Source organism: Pseudomonas sp. ADPe (genome assembly GCF_014843515.1).
Lineage (GTDB): Bacteria > Pseudomonadota > Gammaproteobacteria > Pseudomonadales > Pseudomonadaceae > Pseudomonas > Pseudomonas citronellolis.
Window position 1 is genome coordinate 3,337,495 of record NZ_CP062122.1, and the last position, 21,009, is coordinate 3,358,503.

Consider the following 21,009-nt stretch of genomic DNA (forward strand, 5'->3'; position numbering starts at 1 on the left):
TTATCCTTGCGTGCGACACCAGGTAGTGGGGTCCGTCGGGCGGCCCTGATGACGAATGGCGAAATACACCGCCGGAGTCTCCTGCCCGCCGCTGGTGCCGACGGTAGCGATGGGATCCCCGGCCTTGACCGTGTCCCCGGCGCCTTTCAGCAGACTCTGATTATGACCATAAAGGCTCAGGTATCCACCACCGTGGTCGAGGATAACCAGTAGCCCGGCGCCGCGCAGCCAGTCGGCGAACACCACCCTGCCACCATGCACGGCGCGTACCGTGGCACCTGCGCTGGCGCCGATCAGCACGCCGTCCCAGGTGGCGCGCGGGTCGTCGCCGCGCGGGCTGCCGAAGCGCGCCAGGATGCGCCCGTTGACCGGCCAGGGCAGCTTGCCGCGGGTGGCGTCGAAGGCGCCGCCGAAGCCGGCGCCGCTGGACACCAGCGGGCCGCTGTAGTCCGCGCGGGGCTTCACGCTGCCGCCGCTGCTGGCCGTCTCGCGTTCGCGGCGGGCGCGCTCGCGTTCGGCGGCCAGGGCGCGCTGGCGCGCTTCCTCGGCTTTGCGGGCCTGGCGGGCGAGGGTTTCCTCGATGGTCTTGAGCACCTTGTTCAGCTCGGCCTGGGCCTGCTGGCGGTCCTGCAGCTTGCGGTTGCTGTCGCTGTAGTCGCTGTTGAGCTTGGCCAGGGCTTCCTGGCGCTGCTTGCGCACTTCGGCCAGTTCCTGGCGGCGGGCCTCGAGGTCCTGCTGCTGGGCCAGTTGCTGGCTCTTCTGCGTGGTGATGTCGCGCTCGACGTTCTCCAGCTGGCGCAGGGTCTCGTTGAAGGCGTTGAGCTGTTCCAGGCGCGCGCGGTTGATGTACTCGTAGTAGGTGAGGGTGCGGCTGAACTTCTCGGGATGTTCCTGGTTCAGCAGCAGCTTGAGGTATTCCTCGCGGCCGCTCTGGTACGCGGCGCGGGCCTGGATGCCGATCAGCCGCTGCTGTTCAAGGCGCGCGCCCTGGAGTTTTTTTTTCTCCTCGTCCAGGCGCTGGAGCTCCTTTTCGCTCTTCTCCAGCTCCTCCTGCAGCGCCTTGACCTGCTTCTCCAGGTCGCCCATCTGGGTTTCGGTGGACTTGAGCTGCTTCTGCACCCCGGATTTCTCTTCCTGGATGCCGCTGAGGGTCTTCTTCAGCTCGGCGATGTCTTTCTGCGTCCGCTCGATCTGCTTCTGGGTGTCGGCGCGTTCGTCGGCGACGACCGCCAGCGGGCTCAGCAGGCAGATCAGCAGCAGGGAGGATAGGGCGCGATGCATGGGGTGGCGGGCACCTGGAGGCGGAATCGGCCTAGTATGCATAAAAAAATCGTTACAAGCCGCAAGCGGCGAGTGAAAAGCATCACGCCGCCTGCAGCTCGCGAGAGTCACTCCAGGGTGACGATGGATTTGCCGGTCATCTCGGCCGGCACCGGCAGGCCCATCAGCGTCAGCATGGTCGGCGCCACGTCGGCCAGCACGCCGCCTTCGCGGATGCTCAGCTTGCGCTTGCCGACGTAGATGAAGGGCACCGGCTCGCAGGTGTGCGCGGTGTGCGCCTGGCCGGTGCTCTCGTCTTCCATCTGCTCGACGTTGCCGTGGTCGGCGGTGATCAGGGCTTCGCCGCCGACCTTGTCCAGCGCCGCGGCGATGCGCCCGACGCAGGTATCCAGGCATTCCACGGCCTTGACCGCGGCCTCGAACACGCCGGTGTGGCCGACCATGTCGCCGTTGGCGTAGTTGACCACGATGACGTCGTAGCGCTGGTTTTCGATGGCCTCGACGATCCTGTCGGTGACTTCCGGCGCGCTCATTTCCGGCTGCAGGTCGTAGGTGGCGACCTTCGGCGAGGGGATGAGGATGCGTTCTTCGCCCTCGAACGGCTCTTCGCGGCCGCCGGAGAAGAAGAAGGTGACGTGGGCGTACTTCTCGGTCTCGGCGATGCGCAGCTGGGTCTTGCCGTTCTTCGCCAGGTATTCGCCGAGGACGTTGTCCAGCGACTCGGGCTTGAACGCGCTGGGCGCCGGGATGTTCGCCGAGTACTGGGTGAGCATCACGTACTCGGCCAGGTGCAGCTCGCGCTGGCGCGGGAATTCCTTGAAGCCCGGCTCGACGAAGGCGCGCGACAGTTCGCGGGCGCGGTCGGCGCGGAAGTTCATGAACACCACGGCGTCGCCATCCTCCACGCGCACCTGTTCGCCGATGCGCGTGGCCTTGACGAACTCGTCGCTCTCGCCGCGCTCGTAGGCGGCGTGCAGCGCGGCCACGGCGTCGTCGGCGGTGAATTCGGCGGCGCCTTCGGTGATCAGGTTGTAGGCGGCTTCGACGCGGTCCCAGCGGTTGTCGCGGTCCATGGCGAAGTAGCGGCCGATGATGCTGGCGGTGCGGCCCTTGCCGATGCGGGCGAAGGCCTCGTCGACCAGCTTCAGCGACGGCTCGGCGCTCTTGGGCGGGGTGTCGCGGCCGTCGAGGAAGGCGTGCAGGTAGATTTTCTGCGCGCCACGCCGGGCGGCCAGTTCGGCCATGGCGACCAGGTGGTCCTGGTGGCTGTGCACGCCGCCATCGGACAGCAGGCCGAGGATGTGCACGGCCTTGCCGGCGCCCACCGCCTTGTCCACCGCGCCGGTCAGCACCGGGTTGTCGAAGAACTCGCCGTCGCGGATGGCCTTGGTCACGCGGGTGAAGTCCTGGTAGACGACGCGCCCGGCGCCGAGGTTCATGTGGCCGACCTCGGAGTTGCCCATCTGCCCGTCCGGCAGGCCCACGTCCATGCCCGAGCCGGAGATCAGGCCGTGCGGCTGGGTGGCCAGCAGGCGGTCGAGATTCGGCTTCTTCGCGGCGAAGATGGCGTTGTACTCGGGGCTGTCGCTATGGCCGAAGCCGTCCAGGATGATCAGGACCAGGGGTTTGGGCGATGCTGTCATAGGTGCGGCTCTTTCCAAAACGGGGGTCAGAAAAGGATCGGCATTTTACCGTCTGGGTGCGACGGGCGCCATGATTGGCAGGGTTCAGCCGTCAGGAGGGCGCGTGTATACTGGCCGGCATTTTTACCTGTGGATGCCTTGCGCCATGTCGTCGTTCCTTCCCCGTCTGATCGAATTCGCCACCCATCACTACCTGCTGGTCGGCGCCCTGGTGGTGCTCCTGGTCCTGCTCGCACTGCACGAGCTGAACAAGGCCGGCCGCGCGCTCTCGACCCGCGAGCTGACCGCGCTGGTCAATGCCGAGCAGGGTGTCGTACTGGACATCCGCCCGAGCAAGGAGTTCTCCGGCGGCCACATCTCCGGCTCGCTGAACATCCCGGCGGACAAGCTGAACAGCCGCATGAGCGAGTTGGACAAGCACAAGGCCAAGACCATCATCGTGGTCGACGCCATGGGCCAGCACGCGGGCACCTGGTGCGGCGTGCTGAAGAAGGCCGGCTACAACGTGGCCAAGCTGGGCGGTGGCATCGGCAGCTGGCGCGGCGACAACCTGCCCCTGGTGAAGTGAGATGCAGGCGGTTCTGATATACACCACGGCCTGGTGCCCCTACTGTATCCGCGCCAAGGCGCTGCTGGACAAGAAGGGCGTGGCCTACGAGGAGATCGGCGTGGACGGCAAGCCCGACCTGCGCGCCGAAATGAGCCGCAAGGCCGGCCGTACCTCGGTACCGCAAATCTGGATCGGCAGCACCCACGTCGGCGGCTGCGACGATCTGTACGCGCTGGAGCGCGCGGGCAAGCTGGATGCGCTGCTGTCGGCGTGATCCCCTTATTACTGCAAACGAGCCATAAGAAGGTCCTGAAATGACTGAGCAAGCTAGCAACGGCGCCAACGAGCAAGAAAACGGCCCGCAGTTCTCCCTGCAGCGCATCTACATCCGCGACCTGTCCTTCGAAGCGCCGAAGGCTCCGGAAATCTTCCGCCAGGAATGGCAGCCGGCGATCAGCATGGACCTGAACACCCGCCAGAAGCAGCTCGACGGCGACTTCTACGAAGTGGTGCTGACCGTTTCGGTGACCGTGAAGAACAAGGACGACGTGGCCTTCATCGTCGAAGTGCAGCAGGCCGGCATCTTCCTGATCAAGGGCCTGGACGCCTCCAGCATGAGCCACACCCTGGGCGCCTTCTGCCCGAACATCCTCTTCCCCTACGCCCGCGAAGCCCTGGACAGCCTGGTGGTGCGCGGCTCGTTCCCGGCGCTGATGCTCTCGCCGGTGAACTTCGACGCCCTGTACGCCCAGGAAATCGCCCGCCTGCAGGCTTCCGGCGAGATTCCTTCGGTCCAGTAAGGTCCGTCGCAGCGAAGAAAGGCGCCCAAGGGCGCCTTTTCTTTTGCCCATCCGATAGCGAAGCGCTCTTCGTAGGATGGGTTGAGCCCTGGCGAAACCCATGCGGTCATGGCGATGGGTATCGCCAAAGCTCAACCCGTCCTACGGGGAGATCGGGGCCGGCGCGTTCAACTTTGGTGCGCGTGCACTAGCAAGGCGCCTTCTCGGCCAGCCTGTGCGGGCATTTCGGCCATGCCTTTTGTGCCAGGGAATTCACTTGCAGATTTGCTGCAGGTCCCATGAATACTGGCCTGCACGGCTGTTCAGCATGGGGAACCCAGCCCGTCGACAAAACTGGCACAGCCCCTGCAATAGTCCCGATAACGATTTCGGGGGCCTCGGTACAGGCAGGCTGGGGAAACCCCACTTTTACACAAGGCGCGCCGCCGCGGCCCGATGCGGTGGAAGGCGTGAACGGTTCGGGGGTCCTGGTACAGGCAGGCCGGGGAAACCCCCTTTTTACACCGGAGGTTCGCGATGCGGCCTCCGCCCCTTTCGGGGCCCTCGGTTCAGGCAGGCCGGGGAATCCCCTTCTTTCTTCCCGAGGCTGGCCGCCGGCGCCCTCAGCGCAGTTGCGGATGGACCCGCAGCACCCAGTCCCCGTCCTTCTCCCCGCTGTCCCAGCTACCGCCCAGGTGGCGGGTGGAGAGCAGGGTTATCCACAATTGCCCGTCGCGGTTCTCCACGCGCCAGCGCAGCGGCTGGCCATCCAGGCGCATCTGGCCTTCCGCAGCCGTGCCCGCCGCCTGCACGCGCAGCGCCAGGGCGCCCTCGATCTGCCCGGCCTCGACCCTGGCGTTCTGGTCGAAACGCAGAAGCAGGACGCCGTCCTGCGCCTGGACGGCGAGCAGATGCGGCTCGCCCGGCGTGGGCCCGGTGAGGCGGCCGAGCATCAGGCCGATCATCAGCCCGCCGATGGCCAGCGCCGAAAACACCCGCAGCCAGGGCCGGGGCCGCACATCCGCCGCCGCGGGAGTAGAATGCCGGCCGTCCTCAGGCCCGGAGCGCTGCATGTTCCACGTCATCCTCTTCCAACCGGAAATTCCACCGAATACCGGCAACATTATCAGGCTCTGCGCCAATTCCGGCTGCAGCCTGCACCTGATCGAGCCGCTGGGCTTCGAACTGGACGACAAGCGCCTGCGCCGCGCCGGGCTGGATTATCACGAATACGCCCCGGTGCAGCGCTATGCGAGCCTGGAGGAATGCCTGGAGAAGCTCGGCCGCCCGCGGCTGTTCGCCTTCACCACCAAGGGCTCCCACGCCTTCCACGAAGTGGCCTACCAGCGTGGCGACGCCTTCCTGTTCGGCCCGGAAAGCCGCGGCCTGCCGGAAGAGGTGCGCAACGCGCTGCCGCCGGAGCAGCGCCTGCGCCTGCCGATGCGCCCGGATAGCCGCAGCCTGAACCTGTCCAATACTGTCGCCGTGACTGTCTATGAAGCCTGGCGTCAGCTCGGCTTCGCCATGGATTGAGCAGCGATTGATCGATCCGGCGCAGGGCCCGTGGGGTCTGTGCCGCAGCCATTCATCCCAAGGTTGTCCACAGGCGGGCGCACAGCGATTGTGGGCAACGTGGGAAATCCTGCACAGAATTCAGCCGGGGCTGTAAGGGGCACGGGGCCTGGGCTGCGGGGGGATCGATCCCCGGGCTGTGCACAGGGTTATCCACAGGTTCTGGGGGTATTTTCGTGAAGGGTGTTCTGCCGATCGAGACGGTGCGTGTCCTGAAGAACGCCCTCTCCCTAACCCTCTCCCTGAAGGGAGAGGGGACCGTTCGGAGTGCTTGGATACTCTGGAGTCAGCTGGATATTGTGGTGTCCGGCTGAAACCTTGCTTTCAGCCGGCACGGACAAGCCCCCTCTCCCTTCAGGGAGAGGGCTGGGGAGAGGGAGCGGAGTCAAACCCCCACGAAAAAGGGGCCCCAGGGCCCCTTCGATCGCTCCAACGGCGCTTCAGTCGTCGCCTTCGTCGTCCGGGCCGTCCACTTTCATGCCCAGTTCCTTGATCTTGCGCGTCAAGGTGTTCCTTCCCCAGCCCAGCAGCATGGCGGCGTCGCGGCGGCGGCCGGCGGTGTGCTTCAGGGCGGTCTCGATCATGATCCGCTCGAAGGCCGGCACGGCGCTGTCCAGCAGGCTCGACTGGCCGCGGCCCAGGGCCTGGTCGGCCCAGTGGCGCAGGGCCTGTTCCCAGTTGGCCGCCGGCAGGCTGTCCTGGGGCTGGGTCAGCAGCTCCGGCGGCAGGTCGTCGATGTGCACTTCGCGGCCGGAGGCCATCACCGTGATCCAGCGGCAGGTGTTCTCCAACTGGCGCACGTTGCCCGGCCAGCCGAGGTTCTTCAGGTAGTCCTCGGTCTCGGGCTTGAGCAGCTTGGGCTCCACCGCCAGCTCTTGTGCGGCGCGGGCGAGGAAGTGCCGGGCCAGCGCCGGGATGTCCTCGCGGCGGTCGGCCAGGCGCGGGATGTGGATGCGGATGACGTTCAGGCGGTGGAACAGGTCCTCGCGGAACTTGCCCTCGCGCACCAGGTTTTCCAGGTTCTGGTGCGTCGCGGCGATGATGCGCACGTCGACCTTCACCGGGGTGTGGCCGCCGACGCGGTAGAACTCGCCGTCGGCCAGCACGCGCAGCAGGCGCGTCTGGGTGTCGGCCGGCATGTCGCCGATCTCGTCGAGGAACAGGGTGCCGCCGTCGGCCTGCTCGAAGCGCCCGCGGCGCTGCGCGGCGGCGCCGGTGAAGGCGCCTTTCTCGTGGCCGAACAGCTCGGATTCCATCAGGTCCTTGGGGATCGCCGCCATGTTCAGTGCGATGAACGGCTCGGCCGCGCGCGGGCTGTGGCGGTGCAGGGCGTGGGCGACCAGTTCCTTGCCGGTGCCCGACTCACCGTTGATCAGCACGGTGATGTTGGAGTGGCTGAGGCGGCCGATGGCGCGGAACACCTCCTGCATCGCCGGCGCCTCGCCGATGATCTCCGGGGTGCGCGCCTGGTTGGCCGGCGCCTCCAGGCCCTGCTGTTCCTGGGCGTGCTGGTTGGCGCGCTTGACCAGGGACACGGCCTCGTCGACGTCGAACGGCTTGGGCAGGTATTCGAAGGCGCCGCCCTGGTAGGAGGCCACCGCGCTGTCCAGGTCGGAATGGGCGGTCATGATGATCACCGGCAGGCGCGGGTGCAGCTCGCGGATCTGCGCCAGCAGGTCGAGGCCGCTGGAGCCGGGCATGCGGATGTCCGAGATGATCACGTCCGGCTGCTGCCGGCCGAGGCGGTGGATGACGCTGTCGGCGTTCTCGAAGCTGACGGTGGTCATGCCTTCCTGTTGCAGGGCTTTTTCCAGTACCCAGCGGATGGAGCGGTCGTCGTCGACGATCCAGACGGTCTCTGAACGGCTCATGGGTGGTGCACTCCTTGTTCCAGGGGCAGGAACAGACTGAATACGGTGTGGCCGGGGTGGCTCTCGCATTCGACCAGCCCCTGGTGCTGGCTGATGATGTTCTGGGTGATGGCCAGGCCCAGCCCGGTGCCGTCCGGGCGGCCGCTGACCATGGGGTAGAAGATGGTGTCCTGCAGTTCGGCCGGGATGCCCGGGCCGTTGTCGATGATTTCCACCTTGCACACCAGGCGGTGGCGCGTGTGGCCGATGGTGAACTGGCGCAGGGTGCGGGTGCGCAGGGTGATGCGGCCCAGGCGCAGTTCGTTGTGCGCGGCGATGGCCTGCATGGCGTTGCGCACGATGTTGAGCACCGCCTGGATCATCTGCTCGCGGTCGAGCAGCAGGTCGGGAATGCTCGGGTCGTAGTCGCGGATCAGCGGGATGCTGCCCTGGGTCTCGGCGCCCACCAGGCTGCAGACGTGCTCCAGCACTTCGTGGATGTTGGTCACCCGCAGCTGCGGCAGCTTGTTCGAGCCGAGCATGCGGTCCACCAGGTTCCGCAGGCGGTCGGCCTCTTCGATGATGACGTTGGTGTAGTCCTTGAGCGACTCGTCCGGCAACTCGCGGGACAGCAGCTGGGCTGCGCCGCGGATGCCGCCCAGGGGGTTCTTGATCTCGTGGGCCAGGCCGCGCACCAGCAGCTTGGTGGTCTCCTGCTTGGACAGCTGGGCCTCTTCCTTGGTGATGCGCATCAGCCGGTCGCGCGGGTGCACTTCCAGCAGCAGCAGGGTCTCGCGGCGGTTGAGGATGGGCGTCACCGCGTAGTCGACGGTGATGCTCTGGCCGGTGAGCGAGGTCAGCGTGGCTTCGCGCTTGGTGAACGGGTGCGCTTCCTCCACCGCCTGGCGCAGCGACTGCAGGGCCTCCTGGGATTCGGTGAACAGCTCGCTGATGAACTGCCCGTGGCTACGTTGGCCGCTGACCGCCAGGAGCATCTCGGCGGCCGGGTTCATGTACTCCAGGCGCAGTTCGGCGTTGAGCAGGATCACCGCCGTGGTGAGGTTGTCGAGCAACAGTCTGAGCTGGGTTTCTGTAGGCATGGCGGACAGGCGTTCCAAGGTTGGGCAGGAAAATGCAAAAAGCAAACCAAGCCCCGAAAAGACGCGCCAGGCCGCGATCTGCGCCGACTCGTGGCATTTCCTCAAGGAAAACGGGCCGTCAGCGTGACCTGAAATGGGGAGAGTATAGAAAGTGGTGCAGGCGAGCGCACCAAAGTGGTGCGCATCTTCGGGGAAGGCTTCTTAAGAGGGCGTGCGAAAATTCGCTGGGTTCAGGGGCGCGATGCCAGGGCGGGCCGCTCGCCGGCGTCGCTTTCGGCGACCGATACGCGCTTCATGTGGAACGGCTGGTTGGGCGTCTGTTCCAGGGTCTGGCCGCGCTGGTCGAGGATTTCCACCGACAGCTGGTGGGTGCCGCGATCGAGGTTGTGCAGGGGGAACACCGGGCTGCGGCTGGGCTCGCCCACCGGAACGCCGTCGAGGAACAGCCGGAAGCTGTGCCCGGGCAGCAGGTTGGGGTCGCTGGAGACGGTGACGATCAGCTCGCCGTTGTTGGCGCGGACGGTGGCGTCGGGCTCGGGCACCAGGATGCGCAGCACCTGGTATTGCGGCGGCTGCGGCGGCAGGGCCGAGGCGGCGGGCGCGTACAGCGGCGGGGGCATGTTCGGCATGCCGTTGGGCGGCGCCAGGTTCAGGCGCTGGGCGTTGCTGCGCCTGGGCTGGTCGGTGAAGACGCGGTTGCCGTCCTTGTCGATGTAGGTATAGACCTCGGCGCTGGCCTGGAACGCCGCCAGCAGGAGCAGGCCGAGCAGCAGGGCGCGTTTCATCAGTTGCCGCTCCTCGGCATGGGTCGGACGCGCGCGGGGCTGTTGGTGCTGATGCGCTGCAGGGTGAAGCTGACCGGCGCGCTGGACTGCAGCACACGGTCGCCCTGCACCACGTCCACCGAGAGGCTGTGGTCGCCGCGTTCGAGGTTGTTCAGGCTGAAGCGCGTGGAGCTGCTGGGCGCGCCGTAGGGCTGGCCGTCCAGGCGCAGTTGCAGGCGGTCGCCCATGGCCAGTTGCGGCTGGATGGCCACCTCGACGTCGAAGTTGCCGTCGTTGGCGCGCAGGGCCTCCTCGTCGGGCAGCCCGGTGATGGCCAGGATGGCGTAGCGGGCCTGGCGCTGCTCGCCATCGCCGCTGCCCATGGGCGCGCCGGGCGGCTGGGCGCCCACGGTGTTGGTCGGCGGCAGTTCCACCGGCTTGGCGTCCACGCCGCTGGGCGGCTGGTTGGTGAATACCGTCTTGCCGTTGGCGTCGGTGTACTTGTAGATCTGCGCGCTGGCCGGCACGGCCAGGGCGAGCAGCAGGCAGAGGACTGGCACGCGCATGCGTGATCTCCCGGAAGACAATGGGCTAAGCCTTGCATCGGCGCAGACGGGTGGCAAGTGAAACGCCATCACGCCGCCGGGTTTGCGCGGGAGTTAACAGTGCGCAGCCGACGGAGTGCTGCTGCTTTTGTCGAATTTATTTGATATCTAGCGTGGTTTCGTTGTTGATCTCTGCGTTTTCTGACAAATGTCAAGGGTACTTCCCGGGGCATGGCTTGAGATAGGCGCACCGAATCGTACGCGCGCCCCTTCGCCGGGGCGCCCGGAGTGAACGCCATGTCCATCCCTTCGTCCCGCCGCCTGCGGGCCGGCCCCTTCAGCGGGAGGCGCCTAGCATGACCCTCCTGCTGCCGCTGTTCATCGCCCTGTTGCTGGTGGCCTTGCCGCGCCTGTTGCCGCTGCCCGTCGTCAGCACCGCCAGCGTGCCGGCCGGCGCCGCCGCGGCCACCTGGCACGCCTGCGAACTGCCCGAGCCGCCGTCGTTGCCGAAACCGCAGGCCAGCACGGCGCCGAACAACCTGCTCTACCTGCCGCTGGGCCTGCACCCGGCCGATCGCTGCCTGCACGGGCCGCTGGTGGTGGAGGGGCTGGTGCGCATCCGCCCGCCGCTGCAGTTCTGGCGCATCTGCGCGGGCGAGATCCGCTTCGGCGACTGTTCGCGCACGCCGACCGGAATCGTCGCTGCCGGCAGCGGCCGGCGCCAGGTCGAGGAAGGCGAGTACCGCGTGGCCGCCGGCGGCTGCCTGGAGGGCGACCTGCTGGTGCATGGCGACCTGTACCTCGGCCGCTATTCCCGCGTGCTCGGCTCGGTGCGGGTCGAGGGTGGCGTGTGGATGGACGAAGGCGCGGAAGTGGCCGGCGCCATCCTGGCCCGGGGGTCGGTGCGCGTCGGCCGCCGCTCGCGCGTCGCCGGGCCGCTGAGCGCCGGGCGCAGCGTCAGCCTGGGGCGCGATTGCGTGGTCGGCGCGCAGGGCTCGCCGACCAGCATCAACGCCGAGCGGGTGCGGATCAACGAGGGCTGCAAGGTCTATGGCCAGGTGACGGCCGAGAAGGGCGCCCAGGTCAACGCCCGGGCCGGCGCCGAGGCTCCGCGCGAGCCGGTCTGAACCGCGCCGGCGGCCTCAGATGCCGCCGTCGGCGGGCTCGGCGTGGTCCTGCGGGCCTTCCTCGCGCGGCTTGCGCATGCGTGAGAGCTGCACGTTGAGGCGCGGCATGGCCAGTTCCAGCCCGGCCTTGTCCAGCTTCTGGCGCAGGCGCAGGTTGAAGGCGCGCTGCACTTCCCACTGGCGGATGGGCGCGGTCTTGAAGCGGAAGCGCAGGATCGCCTGGCCGTTGTCGAAGCTTTCGACGCCCTGCATTTCCAGCGGCGACCAGATCGCCCGGTTGATGCTGCGGTCGTTGCGCAGCTCGCCGGCCACGTCCTTCACCAGCGCCAGGGCGTCGTCGATCGGCATGCTCGCCGGCACCGGCCAGCGGAACATGGCGTAGCCGAACTGCCGCGAGTAGTTCTTGATGCTCTTGATCTCGCTGAACGGGATGGTGTGCACCACGCCGTCCAGGTCGCGCAGGCGCACGGTGCGGATGGTCAGGCCCTCGACCGTGCCGAGGTGGCCGCCGACGTCGACGTAGTCGTCGATCGACAGCGAATCCTCGATGATGATGAACAGCCCGGTGATCAGGTCGGCCACCAGCGACTGCGCGCCGAAGCCGATGGCCAGGCCGATGACGCCGGCGCCGGCCAGCAGCGGGGTGACGTTCATGCCCATGTTGGCCAGCGCGACTATCAGCGCGATCACCGCGATGGTGATGAACAGCACGTTGCGGATCAGCGGCAGCATGGTCAGCGCGCGGGTGTTGGCGCGGTTCTTCCCGCCCAGGCCGAGGCTGTGCTGCACCGCGGTGTCGGTGAGGATCCAGATCAGCCAGGCCACCAGCAGGGTGCTGCCGAAGCTGATCAGCTTGAGGCTGATCTGCGAGCCGTCGCCCTCGGCGAAGCCGATCAGCGACATGCCCCAGACGCGCAGGCCCACTTCCAGGAACACCAGCAGGGTGGCCAGGTGCAGCAGGGTGTAGCCGAAGTTCTGCAGCTGCTCGATGTAGGGCGCGCTGCGCCGGCTGCTGCGTTGCGCCGAGCGCAGGTGGGCGCGGCGGATCAGGCCGTTGACGGTCATCGCCACCACCGCGATCAGCGCGCACAGCAGGGCCCGGCGCAGGGCGTAGCTGCTGTCGCCGGCGGTGACCACGGTGGCGAACAGCGAGATGCCCACCAGCAGCAGGACCGGCACGTACCACAGCGAGCCGACCAGCTCCACTAGCTCGTGCAGGCTGCGGCGCTTGAGGCGGCGCTCCAGCGGCTGGTTGCGGATCAGGTGGGCGATGGGCCGGCGGAACTGCAGGACGAACAGGGCGGTGAACAGCGCGGCGCAGATGTTCGCCAGCGAACCCACGGTCAGCGCGGTGTTCTGCCCGAGGCTGTCGGTCACCCGCGGGTCGTGCATCACCTCGCCCAGGGCGGCCAGGCTGCCGATCAGCCACAGCGGGCGGAAGGCGCGGCGCCGCAGGATGTCCAGGGCGCGCGTGCGGTGCGGGCCGCCGAGCAGCGACAGGGAAATCACGCAGAGCGCGGAGAACAGCGTGCCGCACACCAGCACGTAGGCGATCACCATGGCCAGCAGCTTGCCCAGAGAGCTGGGCAGCACCACGGAGAGGTACACGGTGATCAGGAAGGCCACCAGCCAGGGCCCCAGCTTGCGCAGGGCGAACAGCAGCAGGTCGCGGGTCTTGGGGTGCTGCGGCAGCTCGTCGGCCAGGCCGAAGCGCTCGCGCATGCGCCGCGCCAGCCAGCGCAGGCCCAGGGCCAGGCAGGCCCAGAGGAGGAGCACCAGGGAGAAGTCGAGGATCATCCCCGGCCATTCCTGCCAGGACGGCGTGCGCTCCTGCAGCTCCACGCCGGCCTGCTGGAACAGGCCGCTCCAGCGCAGCGTCGGGCTGTTGGCGCCTTCGAAGCGCTTCTCCAGGCTGCCCAGGGTGTCGCCGAGCAGGCCGAGCACGCCGCTCTGGTCCTCCGCGCCCTTCTTGGTGGCGTCGCGCAGTTGCTTGAGCTTCTTCAGCAGGTCGCTGCGCTGCTGGTCGTTCTCCAGGGTCTTGATCACCTGGTCCAGCGACTGCTGCAACTGCGCCTCGCTGACCTTGGCATCGCCACCGGTCACGCCGGGGATGCTGGGCAGCGCGGCGGATGCCGGCCCGGCGAGGAGCAGGCCCAGGCTGAGGCAGCACAGCAGCAGGAAGCGGCGAAGAAGATCGGTCACGAATGGCACTCCGGAGCAGGGCGAAACTCGCCACATCATACAGATGCCGGGGGCTGAGCCGAATTGGAGGGGAGATGCTCGCTTTGTAGGAGCGACTGCCTTGCGCCGAGGCACTCTTCGTAGGATGGGTTGAGCTTGCGATACCCATGCTGCCGTGGTGATGGGTATCGCTTCGCTCAACGCCATCCTACGAAAAGCCGTGCTTCCCTGGAACTGTAGGAGCGAGCTTGCTCGCGAAGGGGGCCAGGTGGGCTGGGTGTTTCGGTTTGACGCCGCTCCCTCTCCCCAGCCCTCTCCCTGAAGGGAGAGGGGGCTAGTCCGTGCCGAGAGGAGGAATGGTTTCAGTCGGACACCAACGGCGCTGCCGGCTGACTCAGGAATATCCAAGTACTCCAAACGGTCCCCTCTCCCTTCAGGGAGAGGGTTAGGGAGAGGGCGCTCTTGAGGATGCACACCGCCCCCAACGACAGGACACCGTTCGCGAGCAAGCTCGCTCCTACGAAAAGCAGCAACCCTGCGCACGCCCAATAAAACACACCCAATAAAAAAGGCCTCCCGAAGGAGGCCTTAATGTTGCCGCTACTTATAGGTATTCGTGGATCAGACGCTGTAGTACAGGTCGTATTCCAGCGGGTGCACGAAGGTGCGCACCTTGATTTCTTCCTCGGACTTCAGCTCGATGTAGGCGTCGATGAACTCGTCGGTGAACACGCCGCCCTTGGTCAGGAACGCGCGGCCCTTGTCGAGTTCTTCCAGCGCCTCTTTCAGGCTGCCGCAAACCTGCGGGATTTCCTTCGCCTCTTCCGGCGGCAGGTCGTACAGGTTCTTGTCGGCGGCATCGCCGGGGTGGATCTTGTTCTGGATGCCGTCCAGGCCGGCCATCAGCAGCGCGGCGAAGCACAGGTAGGGGTTGGCCGCCGGGTCCGGGAAGCGCGCTTCGATGCGGCGGGCTTTCGGGCTGGTGACGTAGGGGATACGGATCGAGGCGGAACGGTTGCGGGCCGAGTAGGCCAGCATGACCGGGGCTTCGAAGCCCGGGACCAGACGCTTGTAGGAGTTGGTCGACGGGTTGGTGAAGCCGTTCAGGGCCTTGCCGTGCTTGATGATGCCGCCGATGAAGTACAGGGCGGTGTCGGACAGGCCGGCATAGCCTTCGCCAGCGAAGGTGTTCTTGCCATCCTTGGAGATGGACATGTGCACGTGCATGCCCGAGCCGTTGTCGCCGTACAGCGGCTTCGGCATGAAGGTCACGGTCTTGCCGTAGGCGTCGGCGACGTTGTGCACGCAGTACTTCAGGGTCTGGACTTCGTCGGCCTTGGCCACCAGGGTGTTGAACTTCACACCGATTTCGTTCTGGCCGGCGGTGGCGACTTCGTGGTGGTGAACTTCGACCACCAGGCCCATTTCTTCCAGGGCGTTGCACATGGCGGTACGGATTTCGTGGTCGTGGTCGACCGGCGGTACCGGGAAGTAGCCGCCCTTCACGCCCGGACGGTGGCCCTTGTTGCCCGACTCGATGTCGGCGTCGGTGTTCCAGGAAGCCTGCTCGGAGAAGATCTTGAACATCGAGCCGGAGATGTCGGACTTGAACTTCACTTCGTCGAAGATGAAGAACTCCGGCTCCGGGCCGACGAATACGGTGTCGCCGATGCCGGTGGACTTCAGGTATTCCTCGGCGCGCTTGGCGATGTTGCGCGGGTCGCGCTCGTAGCCTTGCATGGTGCTCGGCTCGATGATGTCGCACACCAGGATCAGGGTCGGCTCTTCGGTGAACGGGTCCAGCACGGCGGTGCTGTCGTCCGGCAGCAGGATCATGTCGGAGGCTTCGATGCCTTTCCAGCCGGCGATGGAGGAGCCGTCGAACATCTTGCCGGCTTCGAAGAAGTCATCGTCCAGCGCGTCGCGGGCCGGCATGGTGACGTGCTGCTGCTTGCCTTTGGTATCGGTGAAGCGCAGGTCTACCCACTTCACGTCATGGTCTTTGATCAGTTGGTGCGACTTGTACGACATGCTGTCCTCCAGGAGGGATTAGAGCTGGGAGCTTTCTGTGCCCCAGTATCGGGTGATGCCGGCCGGAATACTCCGCCAGGGCAACCTGCCTCACAAGAGAGCAAGTAGCGTGCCAGTGCCCGATTTTGGACAGGGCCCCGCGCTACAGGGCTTTGCGCACGGTAGCTGGCGCGAATGACGGAATTGTTGCACCGATTTGGTGCTACACAATGGTGCATGCGTCCATTTTGGTGCACCAAAAAGAATCTGCGCTCGACTGCTCAAGTCTTGAGCAATTTCAGGTATAATTCCGCCCCTTTTTTTCGTCCCTTCGGGCTCGTGCCTTTTCTCGCATGAAACTCATCGTCAAGGTCTTCCAGGAAATCACCATCAAGAGCCGGCCGGTGCGCAAGCGCTTCATCCGCCAGCTCGCGAAGAACATCCGCACCGTGCTGCGCGACCTGGACCCGGCGCTGCTGGTCGAGGGCGAGTGGGACAATCTTGAAGTGGAAACCCGGGTGACCGACGCCAAGGCCCTGCGCGAGATGATCGAGCGCCTGACCTGCGTGCCGGGCATCGGCCACTTCCTGGAAGTGCACGAATACCCGCTGGGCGACTTCGACGACATCCTCGAGAAGTGCAAGCAGCACTTCGGCCACCTGCTGCCGGGCAAGGTCTTCTCCATGCGCTGCAAGCGCGCCGGCAAGCACGCCTTCACCTCCATGGACGTGGAACGCTACGTCGGCGGCGGCCTGCGCCAGCACTGCGGCGCGGCCGGGGTATCGCTGAAGAACCCGGAAGTGCAGGTGCGCGTTGAGATCCGCCACGACCGCCTGTACGTCATCCACGCCCAGCACGAGGGCCTGGGCGGTTACCCGCTGGGCGCCCTGGAGCAGGTGCTGGTGCTGATGTCCGGCGGCTTCGACTCCACCGTGGCGGCCTACCAGATGATGCGCCGCGGGCTGATCAGCCACTTCGTGTTCTTCAACCTCGGCGGCCGCGCCCACGAGCTGGGCGTGATGGAAGTGGCCCACTACCTGTGGGAGAAGTTCGGCCGCTCGCAGCGCGTGCTGTTCGTCAGCGTGCCCTTCGAGGAAGTGGTCGGCGAGATTCTCACCAAGGTCGACGACAGCTACATGGGCGTTACCTTGAAGCGCATGATGCTGCGCGCCGCCAGCCGCGTGGCCGAGCGCCTGGAGCTGCACGCGCTGGTCACCGGCGAGTCTATCTCCCAGGTGTCCAGCCAGACGCTGCCGAACCTCTCGGTGATCGACCGGGTGACCGACACCCTGGTGCTGCGCCCGCTGATCGTCAGCCACAAGCAGGACATCATCGACACCGCGACCAGGATCGGCACCGCCGAGTTCGCCAAGCACATGCCCGAGTACTGCGGCGTGATCTCGGTGAACCCGACCACCCAGGCCAAGCCCTACCGCGTCGAGCACGAAGAGACCAAGTTCGACATGGCCGTGCTCGACCGTGCCCTGGAGCGCGCCACCCAGATGACCGTCGACCGCGTCATCGACGAGCTGGGCAAGGACCTGCCGGTTGAGATGGTCGACGAGGTGCTGCCCGGGCAGATCGTGGTCGACATCCGCCACCCCGACGCCCAGGAAGATGAACCCCTGGCGCTGGAAGGCATCGAAGTGCTGGCCATGCCGTTCTACGCGATCAACAGCAAGTTCAAGGAACTGGACCCCAACCGCCAGTACCTCCTGTACTGCGACAAGGGCGTGATGAGCCGCCTGCACGCCCATCACCTGGTCAACGAAGGGCACACCAATGTGCGGGTCTACAGGCCCGTTGGGCAGCTGCAAGCTGTAAGCGGCAAGCTGCAAGAGAAGAGCGGTCCCGCATGATCCTGTGCCGCATCAGTCGAAACGCAACCTGGCGCAGGCATCCTCCGGACGTCCGTACCTGAACGATATTTCCACCTGCTTGCCGCTTGTGGCTTGCAGCTTGAAGCTACTTTTTACCGAGACAGACACCGTGATCGAAAATCTCCGCAACATCGCCATCATCGCCCACGTCGACCATGGCAAGACCACCCTGGTGGACAAGCTGCTGAAGCTGTCCGGCACCCTCGACCGCAAAGAAGCGGAATCCGAGCGCGTGATGGACTCCAACGACCAGGAAAAGGAACGCGGCATCACCATCCTGGCGAAGAACACCGCGATCAAGTGGAACGGCTACAACATCAACATCGTCGACACCCCCGGCCACGCCGACTTCGGTGGCGAGGTGGAGCGCGTGATGAGCATGGTCGACTCCGTGCTGCTGGTGGTCGACGCCCAGGACGGCCCCATGCCGCAGACCCGCTTCGTGACCCAGAAGGCCTTCAAGGCCGGCCTGCGCCCGATCGTCGTGGTCAACAAGATCGACCGCCCCGGCGCGCGTCCGGACTGGGTCATCGACCAGATCTTCGACCTGTTCGACAACCTCGGCGCCACCGATGAGCAGCTCGACTTCCCGATCGTCTACGCCAGCGCCCTGAACGGCATCGCCGGCATGGACCACGAGAAGATGGACGACAACATGGACGCCCTGTTCCAGGCGATCATCGACCACGTCCCGGCCCCGGTGGTCGACGTCGACGGCCCGTTCCAGATGCAGATCTCGCAGCTGGACTACAACAGCTTCCTCGGCGTGATCGGCATCGGCCGCATCACCCGCGGCAAGGTCAAGTCCAACACCCCGGTGGTGGCGGTCAGCGACGACGGCAGCAAGCGCAACGGCCGCATCCTGAAGATCATGGGCCACTCCGGCCTGCAGCGCGTCGAAGTGCCGGAAGCCGAAGCCGGCGACATCGTCTGCGTCTCGGGCATGGAAGAACTGTTCATCTCCGACACCCTGTGCGACCCGCAGAACGTCGAGGCCCTGCCGCCGCTGACCGTCGACCAGCCGACCGTGAGCATGACCTTCCAGGTCAACGACTCGCCGTTCGCCGGCAAGGAAGGCAAGTTCGTCACCAGCCGCAACATCAAGGAGCGCCTGGAGAAGGAACTGCTGCACAACGTGGCCCTGCGCGTCGAGCAAGGCGACAGCCCGGAGAAGTTCAAGGTCTCCGGCCGTGGCGAGCTGCACCTGTCCGTGCTGATCGAAACCATGCGCCGCGAAGGCTTCGAGATGGCCGTGGGCCGTCCGGAAGTGGTGATCATCGAGAACGAGGCCGGCGAGAAGCAGGAGCCCTACGAGAACGTCACCATCGACATCGAAGAGCAGCACCAGGGCTCGGTGATGGAACAGATGGGCCTGCGCAAGGGCGATCTGAGCAACATGATCCCCGACGGCAAGGGCCGCGTGCGCCTGGAATACACCATCCCGGCGCGCGGCCTGATCGGCTTCCGCAACAACTTCCTGACCCTGACCTCGGGCACCGGCATCCTGACCTCGACCTTCAGTCACTACGGCCCGATCAAGGCCGGCGAAGTCAGCAACCGCCAGAACGGCGTACTGGTCTCCATGGCCACCGGCACCGCGCTGACCTACTCGCTGGAAACCCTGCAGAGCCGCGGCAAGCTGTTCCTCGGCCCGGGCGACGAGATCTACGAAGGCCAGCTGGCCGGCATCAACAGCCGCGACAACGACTTGGTGATCAACCCCACCAAGGGCAAGAAGCTCGACAACATGCGCGCGTCCGGCAAGGACGAAGTCATCGCCCTGGTTCCGCCGATCCGCTTCACCCTGGAGCAGGCGCTGGAATTCATCGCCGACGACGAACTGGTGGAAGTGACGCCGAAGTCCATCCGCCTGCGCAAGAAACTGCTGAACGAGAACGACCGCAAGCGCTACGAACGCGCCAAGGTCTGATCCCGACCGCAGCATGAAGAAGGCCCCGCCGGAGCGATCCGGCGGGGCCTTTTTCATTTTTCCGTGGCGCCTGCCCGGCTTGCGATGCGCATCCTGAAATGCTCGTCCGGCTCGCTCACGCAGCGCCGGCAAGCCTTGCACTGAAACATCCGCTTGCCCTGGTGCCTGCCGTCGACGAAGCCCAAGCGGAAAAAGTGCTCGCGGTTGCCACAGCGTGGGCATTCCAGGGCAGGCAGTTCGGGCCGCATGCCCAGCTTGACCTTCGCCTCCCACTCGCCGCTGGGGTCGAGCCTCAGCAGCCACTGGCGGAACACCCTGACCCAGCGGGACAGCATCCTGTGCGACACCCCCAGCCGTTCGCTGGCATTGGCGATCGAGCGTTGTTGCGACAGCAGGGGCAGGAACGCCTCCAGCTTGTCGCAGCGCAGGAAGCTCTGCAGCGCCGTACCGGTACGCCGGTTGAAGCCCTTGCCGCAGTGCCGGCAATTGAAATAGGGAATGCCGTTCGGCGGCCTGCCCCGGTAGCGCAACACCACTTGGTGGCTGCCGCAGTGATGGCAGGGCGGCGGTGTTGGGTCCTTGGACAGGACTTCGTCGATGTGCCGTTGCAGGAAGGCGGTCAGTGCGGGGTCTTCGTGCCGGGGGATGTCCTGGCCACGGTCGAGGATGGGCAGGGCGTGGTCGAGTTGGCGGCGGGGCATGGGGCGGGCTTTGCGTGACATCGGAGCGCTATTTGAGCTGCGGCGCCGGGGCCTTGTGAATGTGCTCCGTGGGTGACTGGGCATAGTTCGGAAACGGCCTACGCAAGGAGGCTGGAACTCCTCAAGGCCTCACGCCGAGTAGGGGAATAGAGTCCGCCGGGTCAACGATTACCCCGCGCGAGCCCCCGATATGGACATCCGTCGCCCCTTCTATCAAGCCATCGCCAGCGCCCTGGCCGGCCTTCTGTTCCTCAATCCGATAGTCGCAGCCGCCGCCCAACTGGCGGTGGACGCGGCCGCCGGCGGCAACACGCAGATCGGCGCGGCGGGCAACGGCGTACCCATCGTCAACATCGCCACGCCCAACGGCAGCGGTCTCTCGCACAATAAATTCAGCGACTACAACGTCGGCCAGCAGGGCCTGATCCTCAACAACGCCACCGGCAAGACCCAGGGCACCCAACTGGGCGGCATCGTCATCGGCAACCCCAACCTCAAGGGCCGGGCGGCGCAGAAGATCCTCAACGAAGTCACCGGGGCCAGTCCCTCGCAACTCAAGGGCTACACCGAAGTGGCCGGGCAGGGCGCCCACGTCATAGTCGCGAATCCCCACGGCATCACCTGCAACGGCTGCGGCTTCATCAACACCCCGCGCGCCACCCTCAGCACCGGCAAACCGATCCTGGCCGGCGAGCGCCTGCAGGGCTACGACGTGGATGGCGGCGAGATCGCCATCGAAGGCGCCGGGCTCAATGCCAGCAACCTCGAGCAGTTCGAACTGATCACCCGCAGCGCCAAGCTCAACGCCGACCTGTACGCCAAACAACTCACCGTGGTGGCCGGCCGCAACACGGTGGACGCGCAAACCCTGGCCGCCACCGCCAAGCCCGACGACGGCAGCGCCAAACCGCAACTGGCCATCGACAGCTCCGCCCTGGGCGGCATGTACGCCAACACCATCCGCCTGGTCGGCACCGAACAGGGCGTGGGCGTGAAGCTGGCCGGCAACATGGCGGCCAGCGCCGGCGACATCCGCATCGATGCCAACGGCAAGCTGGAACTGGCCCAGGTAGCGGCCAGCGGGGACCTGGCGCTG

General features: G+C 66.2%; 17 protein-coding genes and 1 pseudogene. 8 read left to right on the forward strand and 10 right to left on the reverse strand.

The window, feature by feature from the left end:
- Both IG194_RS15190 and gpmI read right to left on the reverse strand, forming a co-directional pair.
- On the reverse strand, window positions 1-1,281 hold the full coding sequence (locus IG194_RS15190) for a murein hydrolase activator EnvC family protein (protein ID WP_058488112.1): 1,281 nt from the start codon (window positions 1,279-1,281) through the stop codon (window positions 1-3).
- 107 nt (window positions 1,282-1,388) lie between these two features.
- A complete protein-coding gene (gene gpmI / locus IG194_RS15195; RefSeq protein WP_043268357.1) occupies window positions 1,389-2,924 on the reverse strand; it encodes a 2,3-bisphosphoglycerate-independent phosphoglycerate mutase in 1,536 nt (511 codons plus the stop codon).
- A gap of 145 nt (window positions 2,925-3,069) precedes the next feature.
- On the opposite strand from gpmI, the gene IG194_RS15200 reads away from it, so the two are divergent.
- From IG194_RS15200 to secB, 3 genes are read left to right on the forward strand one after another with little or no spacing between them, the layout of a single operon-like run.
- Window positions 3,070-3,492, forward strand: coding sequence for a rhodanese-like domain-containing protein (locus tag IG194_RS15200; RefSeq protein WP_009613821.1), 423 nt, complete (start codon window positions 3,070-3,072; stop codon window positions 3,490-3,492).
- A 1-nt stretch (window position 3,493) separates the two neighbouring features.
- Window positions 3,494-3,748, forward strand: coding sequence for a glutaredoxin 3 (gene grxC, locus IG194_RS15205; RefSeq protein ID WP_009613820.1), 255 nt, complete (start codon window positions 3,494-3,496; stop codon window positions 3,746-3,748).
- Window positions 3,749-3,788: 40 nt separating this feature from the next.
- Entirely contained in the window at window positions 3,789-4,274 is a 486-nt protein-coding gene (secB, locus tag IG194_RS15210) for a protein-export chaperone SecB (protein WP_043317607.1), read from the forward strand.
- 602 nt (window positions 4,275-4,876) lie between these two features.
- Here secB and IG194_RS15215 read toward each other — a convergent pair.
- Window positions 4,877-5,338 carry a hypothetical protein gene (locus IG194_RS15215; protein ID WP_225617201.1) on the reverse strand — a complete coding sequence of 154 codons (462 nt, stop codon included), beginning with the start codon at window positions 5,336-5,338 and terminating at the stop codon, window positions 4,877-4,879.
- Here IG194_RS15215 and trmL point away from each other — a divergent pair.
- A complete protein-coding gene (trmL, locus tag IG194_RS15220) occupies window positions 5,325-5,786 on the forward strand; it encodes a tRNA (uridine(34)/cytosine(34)/5-carboxymethylaminomethyluridine(34)-2'-O)-methyltransferase TrmL (RefSeq protein ID WP_058488114.1) in 462 nt (153 codons plus the stop codon). The genes IG194_RS15215 and trmL overlap by 14 nt on opposite strands.
- Window positions 5,787-6,265: 479 nt before the next feature.
- Here the strand turns inward: trmL and ntrC are convergent, their stop codons facing one another.
- From ntrC to IG194_RS15240, 4 genes are all read right to left on the reverse strand, one after another.
- Entirely contained in the window at window positions 6,266-7,696 is a 1,431-nt protein-coding gene (gene ntrC, locus IG194_RS15225) for a two-component system response regulator NtrC (protein ID WP_058488115.1), read from the reverse strand.
- Complete coding sequence (glnL, locus tag IG194_RS15230; RefSeq protein WP_009613815.1) at window positions 7,693-8,775, reverse strand: nitrogen regulation protein NR(II); 1,083 nt, start codon at window positions 8,773-8,775, stop codon at window positions 7,693-7,695. Before glnL ends, ntrC begins: the two co-directional genes overlap by 4 nt.
- 230 nt (window positions 8,776-9,005) lie before the next feature.
- Window positions 9,006-9,560, reverse strand: coding sequence for a DUF4124 domain-containing protein (locus IG194_RS15235; protein WP_009613813.1), 555 nt, complete (start codon window positions 9,558-9,560; stop codon window positions 9,006-9,008).
- The gene (locus tag IG194_RS15240; protein WP_058488116.1) at window positions 9,560-10,105 is read right to left on the reverse strand and encodes a DUF4124 domain-containing protein; all 546 of its coding nucleotides are present in this window, start codon (window positions 10,103-10,105) and stop codon (window positions 9,560-9,562) included. The genes IG194_RS15235 and IG194_RS15240 overlap by 1 nt, the downstream gene beginning before the upstream one ends.
- A 335-nt stretch (window positions 10,106-10,440) precedes the next feature.
- Between IG194_RS15240 and IG194_RS15245 the strand changes: the two genes are divergently transcribed.
- A complete protein-coding gene (locus tag IG194_RS15245; protein ID WP_058488117.1) occupies window positions 10,441-11,211 on the forward strand; it encodes a hypothetical protein in 771 nt (256 codons plus the stop codon).
- A gap of 15 nt (window positions 11,212-11,226) precedes the next feature.
- Here IG194_RS15245 and IG194_RS15250 read toward each other — a convergent pair whose 3' ends face one another.
- A complete protein-coding gene (locus tag IG194_RS15250; RefSeq protein WP_141679876.1) occupies window positions 11,227-13,413 on the reverse strand; it encodes a mechanosensitive ion channel domain-containing protein in 2,187 nt (728 codons plus the stop codon).
- Between the two features lie 600 nt (window positions 13,414-14,013).
- Window positions 14,014-15,423 carry a glutamate--ammonia ligase gene (glnA, locus tag IG194_RS15255; protein WP_009613809.1) on the reverse strand — a complete coding sequence of 470 codons (1,410 nt, stop codon included), beginning with the start codon at window positions 15,421-15,423 and terminating at the stop codon, window positions 14,014-14,016.
- Between the two features lie 332 nt (window positions 15,424-15,755).
- Here glnA and thiI point away from each other — a divergent pair, with 332 nt between their 5' ends.
- Window positions 15,756-17,261 (forward strand): tRNA uracil 4-sulfurtransferase ThiI, encoded by a 1,506-nt coding sequence (gene thiI / locus IG194_RS15260; protein ID WP_058488119.1) that lies wholly within the window; start codon window positions 15,756-15,758, stop codon window positions 17,259-17,261.
- Between the two features lie 130 nt (window positions 17,262-17,391).
- Entirely contained in the window at window positions 17,392-19,212 is a 1,821-nt protein-coding gene (gene typA / locus IG194_RS15265; RefSeq protein WP_009613807.1) for a translational GTPase TypA, read from the forward strand.
- Window positions 19,213-19,265: 53 nt separating this feature from the next.
- On the opposite strand, the gene IG194_RS15270 is transcribed toward typA, so the two are convergent.
- Window positions 19,266-19,913 (reverse strand): DUF746 domain-containing protein, encoded by a 648-nt coding sequence (locus IG194_RS15270; RefSeq protein ID WP_009613806.1) that lies wholly within the window; start codon window positions 19,911-19,913, stop codon window positions 19,266-19,268.
- Window positions 19,914-20,103: 190 nt separating this feature from the next.
- Between IG194_RS15270 and IG194_RS33315 the strand changes: the two are divergent.
- Window positions 20,104-20,964, forward strand: a pseudogene (locus IG194_RS33315) (filamentous hemagglutinin N-terminal domain-containing protein); the annotation flags it as partial.
- Between the last annotated feature and the right edge of the window lie 45 nt (window positions 20,965-21,009).

Coding starts and splice junctions, on each gene's coding strand:
- glnL (WP_009613815.1), bottom strand. CDS start 8,775: ATGCCTACAGAAACCCAGCTCAGACTGTTGCTCGACAACCTCACCACG.
- IG194_RS15200 (WP_009613821.1), top strand. CDS start 3,070: ATGTCGTCGTTCCTTCCCCGTCTGATCGAATTCGCCACCCATCACTAC.
- ntrC (WP_058488115.1), bottom strand. CDS start 7,696: ATGAGCCGTTCAGAGACCGTCTGGATCGTCGACGACGACCGCTCCATC.
- IG194_RS15240 (WP_058488116.1), bottom strand. CDS start 10,105: ATGCGCGTGCCAGTCCTCTGCCTGCTGCTCGCCCTGGCCGTGCCGGCC.
- IG194_RS15215 (WP_225617201.1), bottom strand. CDS start 5,338: ATGACGTGGAACATGCAGCGCTCCGGGCCTGAGGACGGCCGGCATTCT.
- thiI (WP_058488119.1), top strand. CDS start 15,756: ATGAAACTCATCGTCAAGGTCTTCCAGGAAATCACCATCAAGAGCCGG.
- secB (WP_043317607.1), top strand. CDS start 3,789: ATGACTGAGCAAGCTAGCAACGGCGCCAACGAGCAAGAAAACGGCCCG.
- IG194_RS15270 (WP_009613806.1), bottom strand. CDS start 19,913: ATGCCCCGCCGCCAACTCGACCACGCCCTGCCCATCCTCGACCGTGGC.
- IG194_RS15245 (WP_058488117.1), top strand. CDS start 10,441: ATGACCCTCCTGCTGCCGCTGTTCATCGCCCTGTTGCTGGTGGCCTTG.
- gpmI (WP_043268357.1), bottom strand. CDS start 2,924: ATGACAGCATCGCCCAAACCCCTGGTCCTGATCATCCTGGACGGCTTC.
- IG194_RS15235 (WP_009613813.1), bottom strand. CDS start 9,560: ATGAAACGCGCCCTGCTGCTCGGCCTGCTCCTGCTGGCGGCGTTCCAG.
- glnA (WP_009613809.1), bottom strand. CDS start 15,423: ATGTCGTACAAGTCGCACCAACTGATCAAAGACCATGACGTGAAGTGG.
- trmL (WP_058488114.1), top strand. CDS start 5,325: ATGTTCCACGTCATCCTCTTCCAACCGGAAATTCCACCGAATACCGGC.
- grxC (WP_009613820.1), top strand. CDS start 3,494: ATGCAGGCGGTTCTGATATACACCACGGCCTGGTGCCCCTACTGTATC.
- IG194_RS15190 (WP_058488112.1), bottom strand. CDS start 1,281: ATGCATCGCGCCCTATCCTCCCTGCTGCTGATCTGCCTGCTGAGCCCG.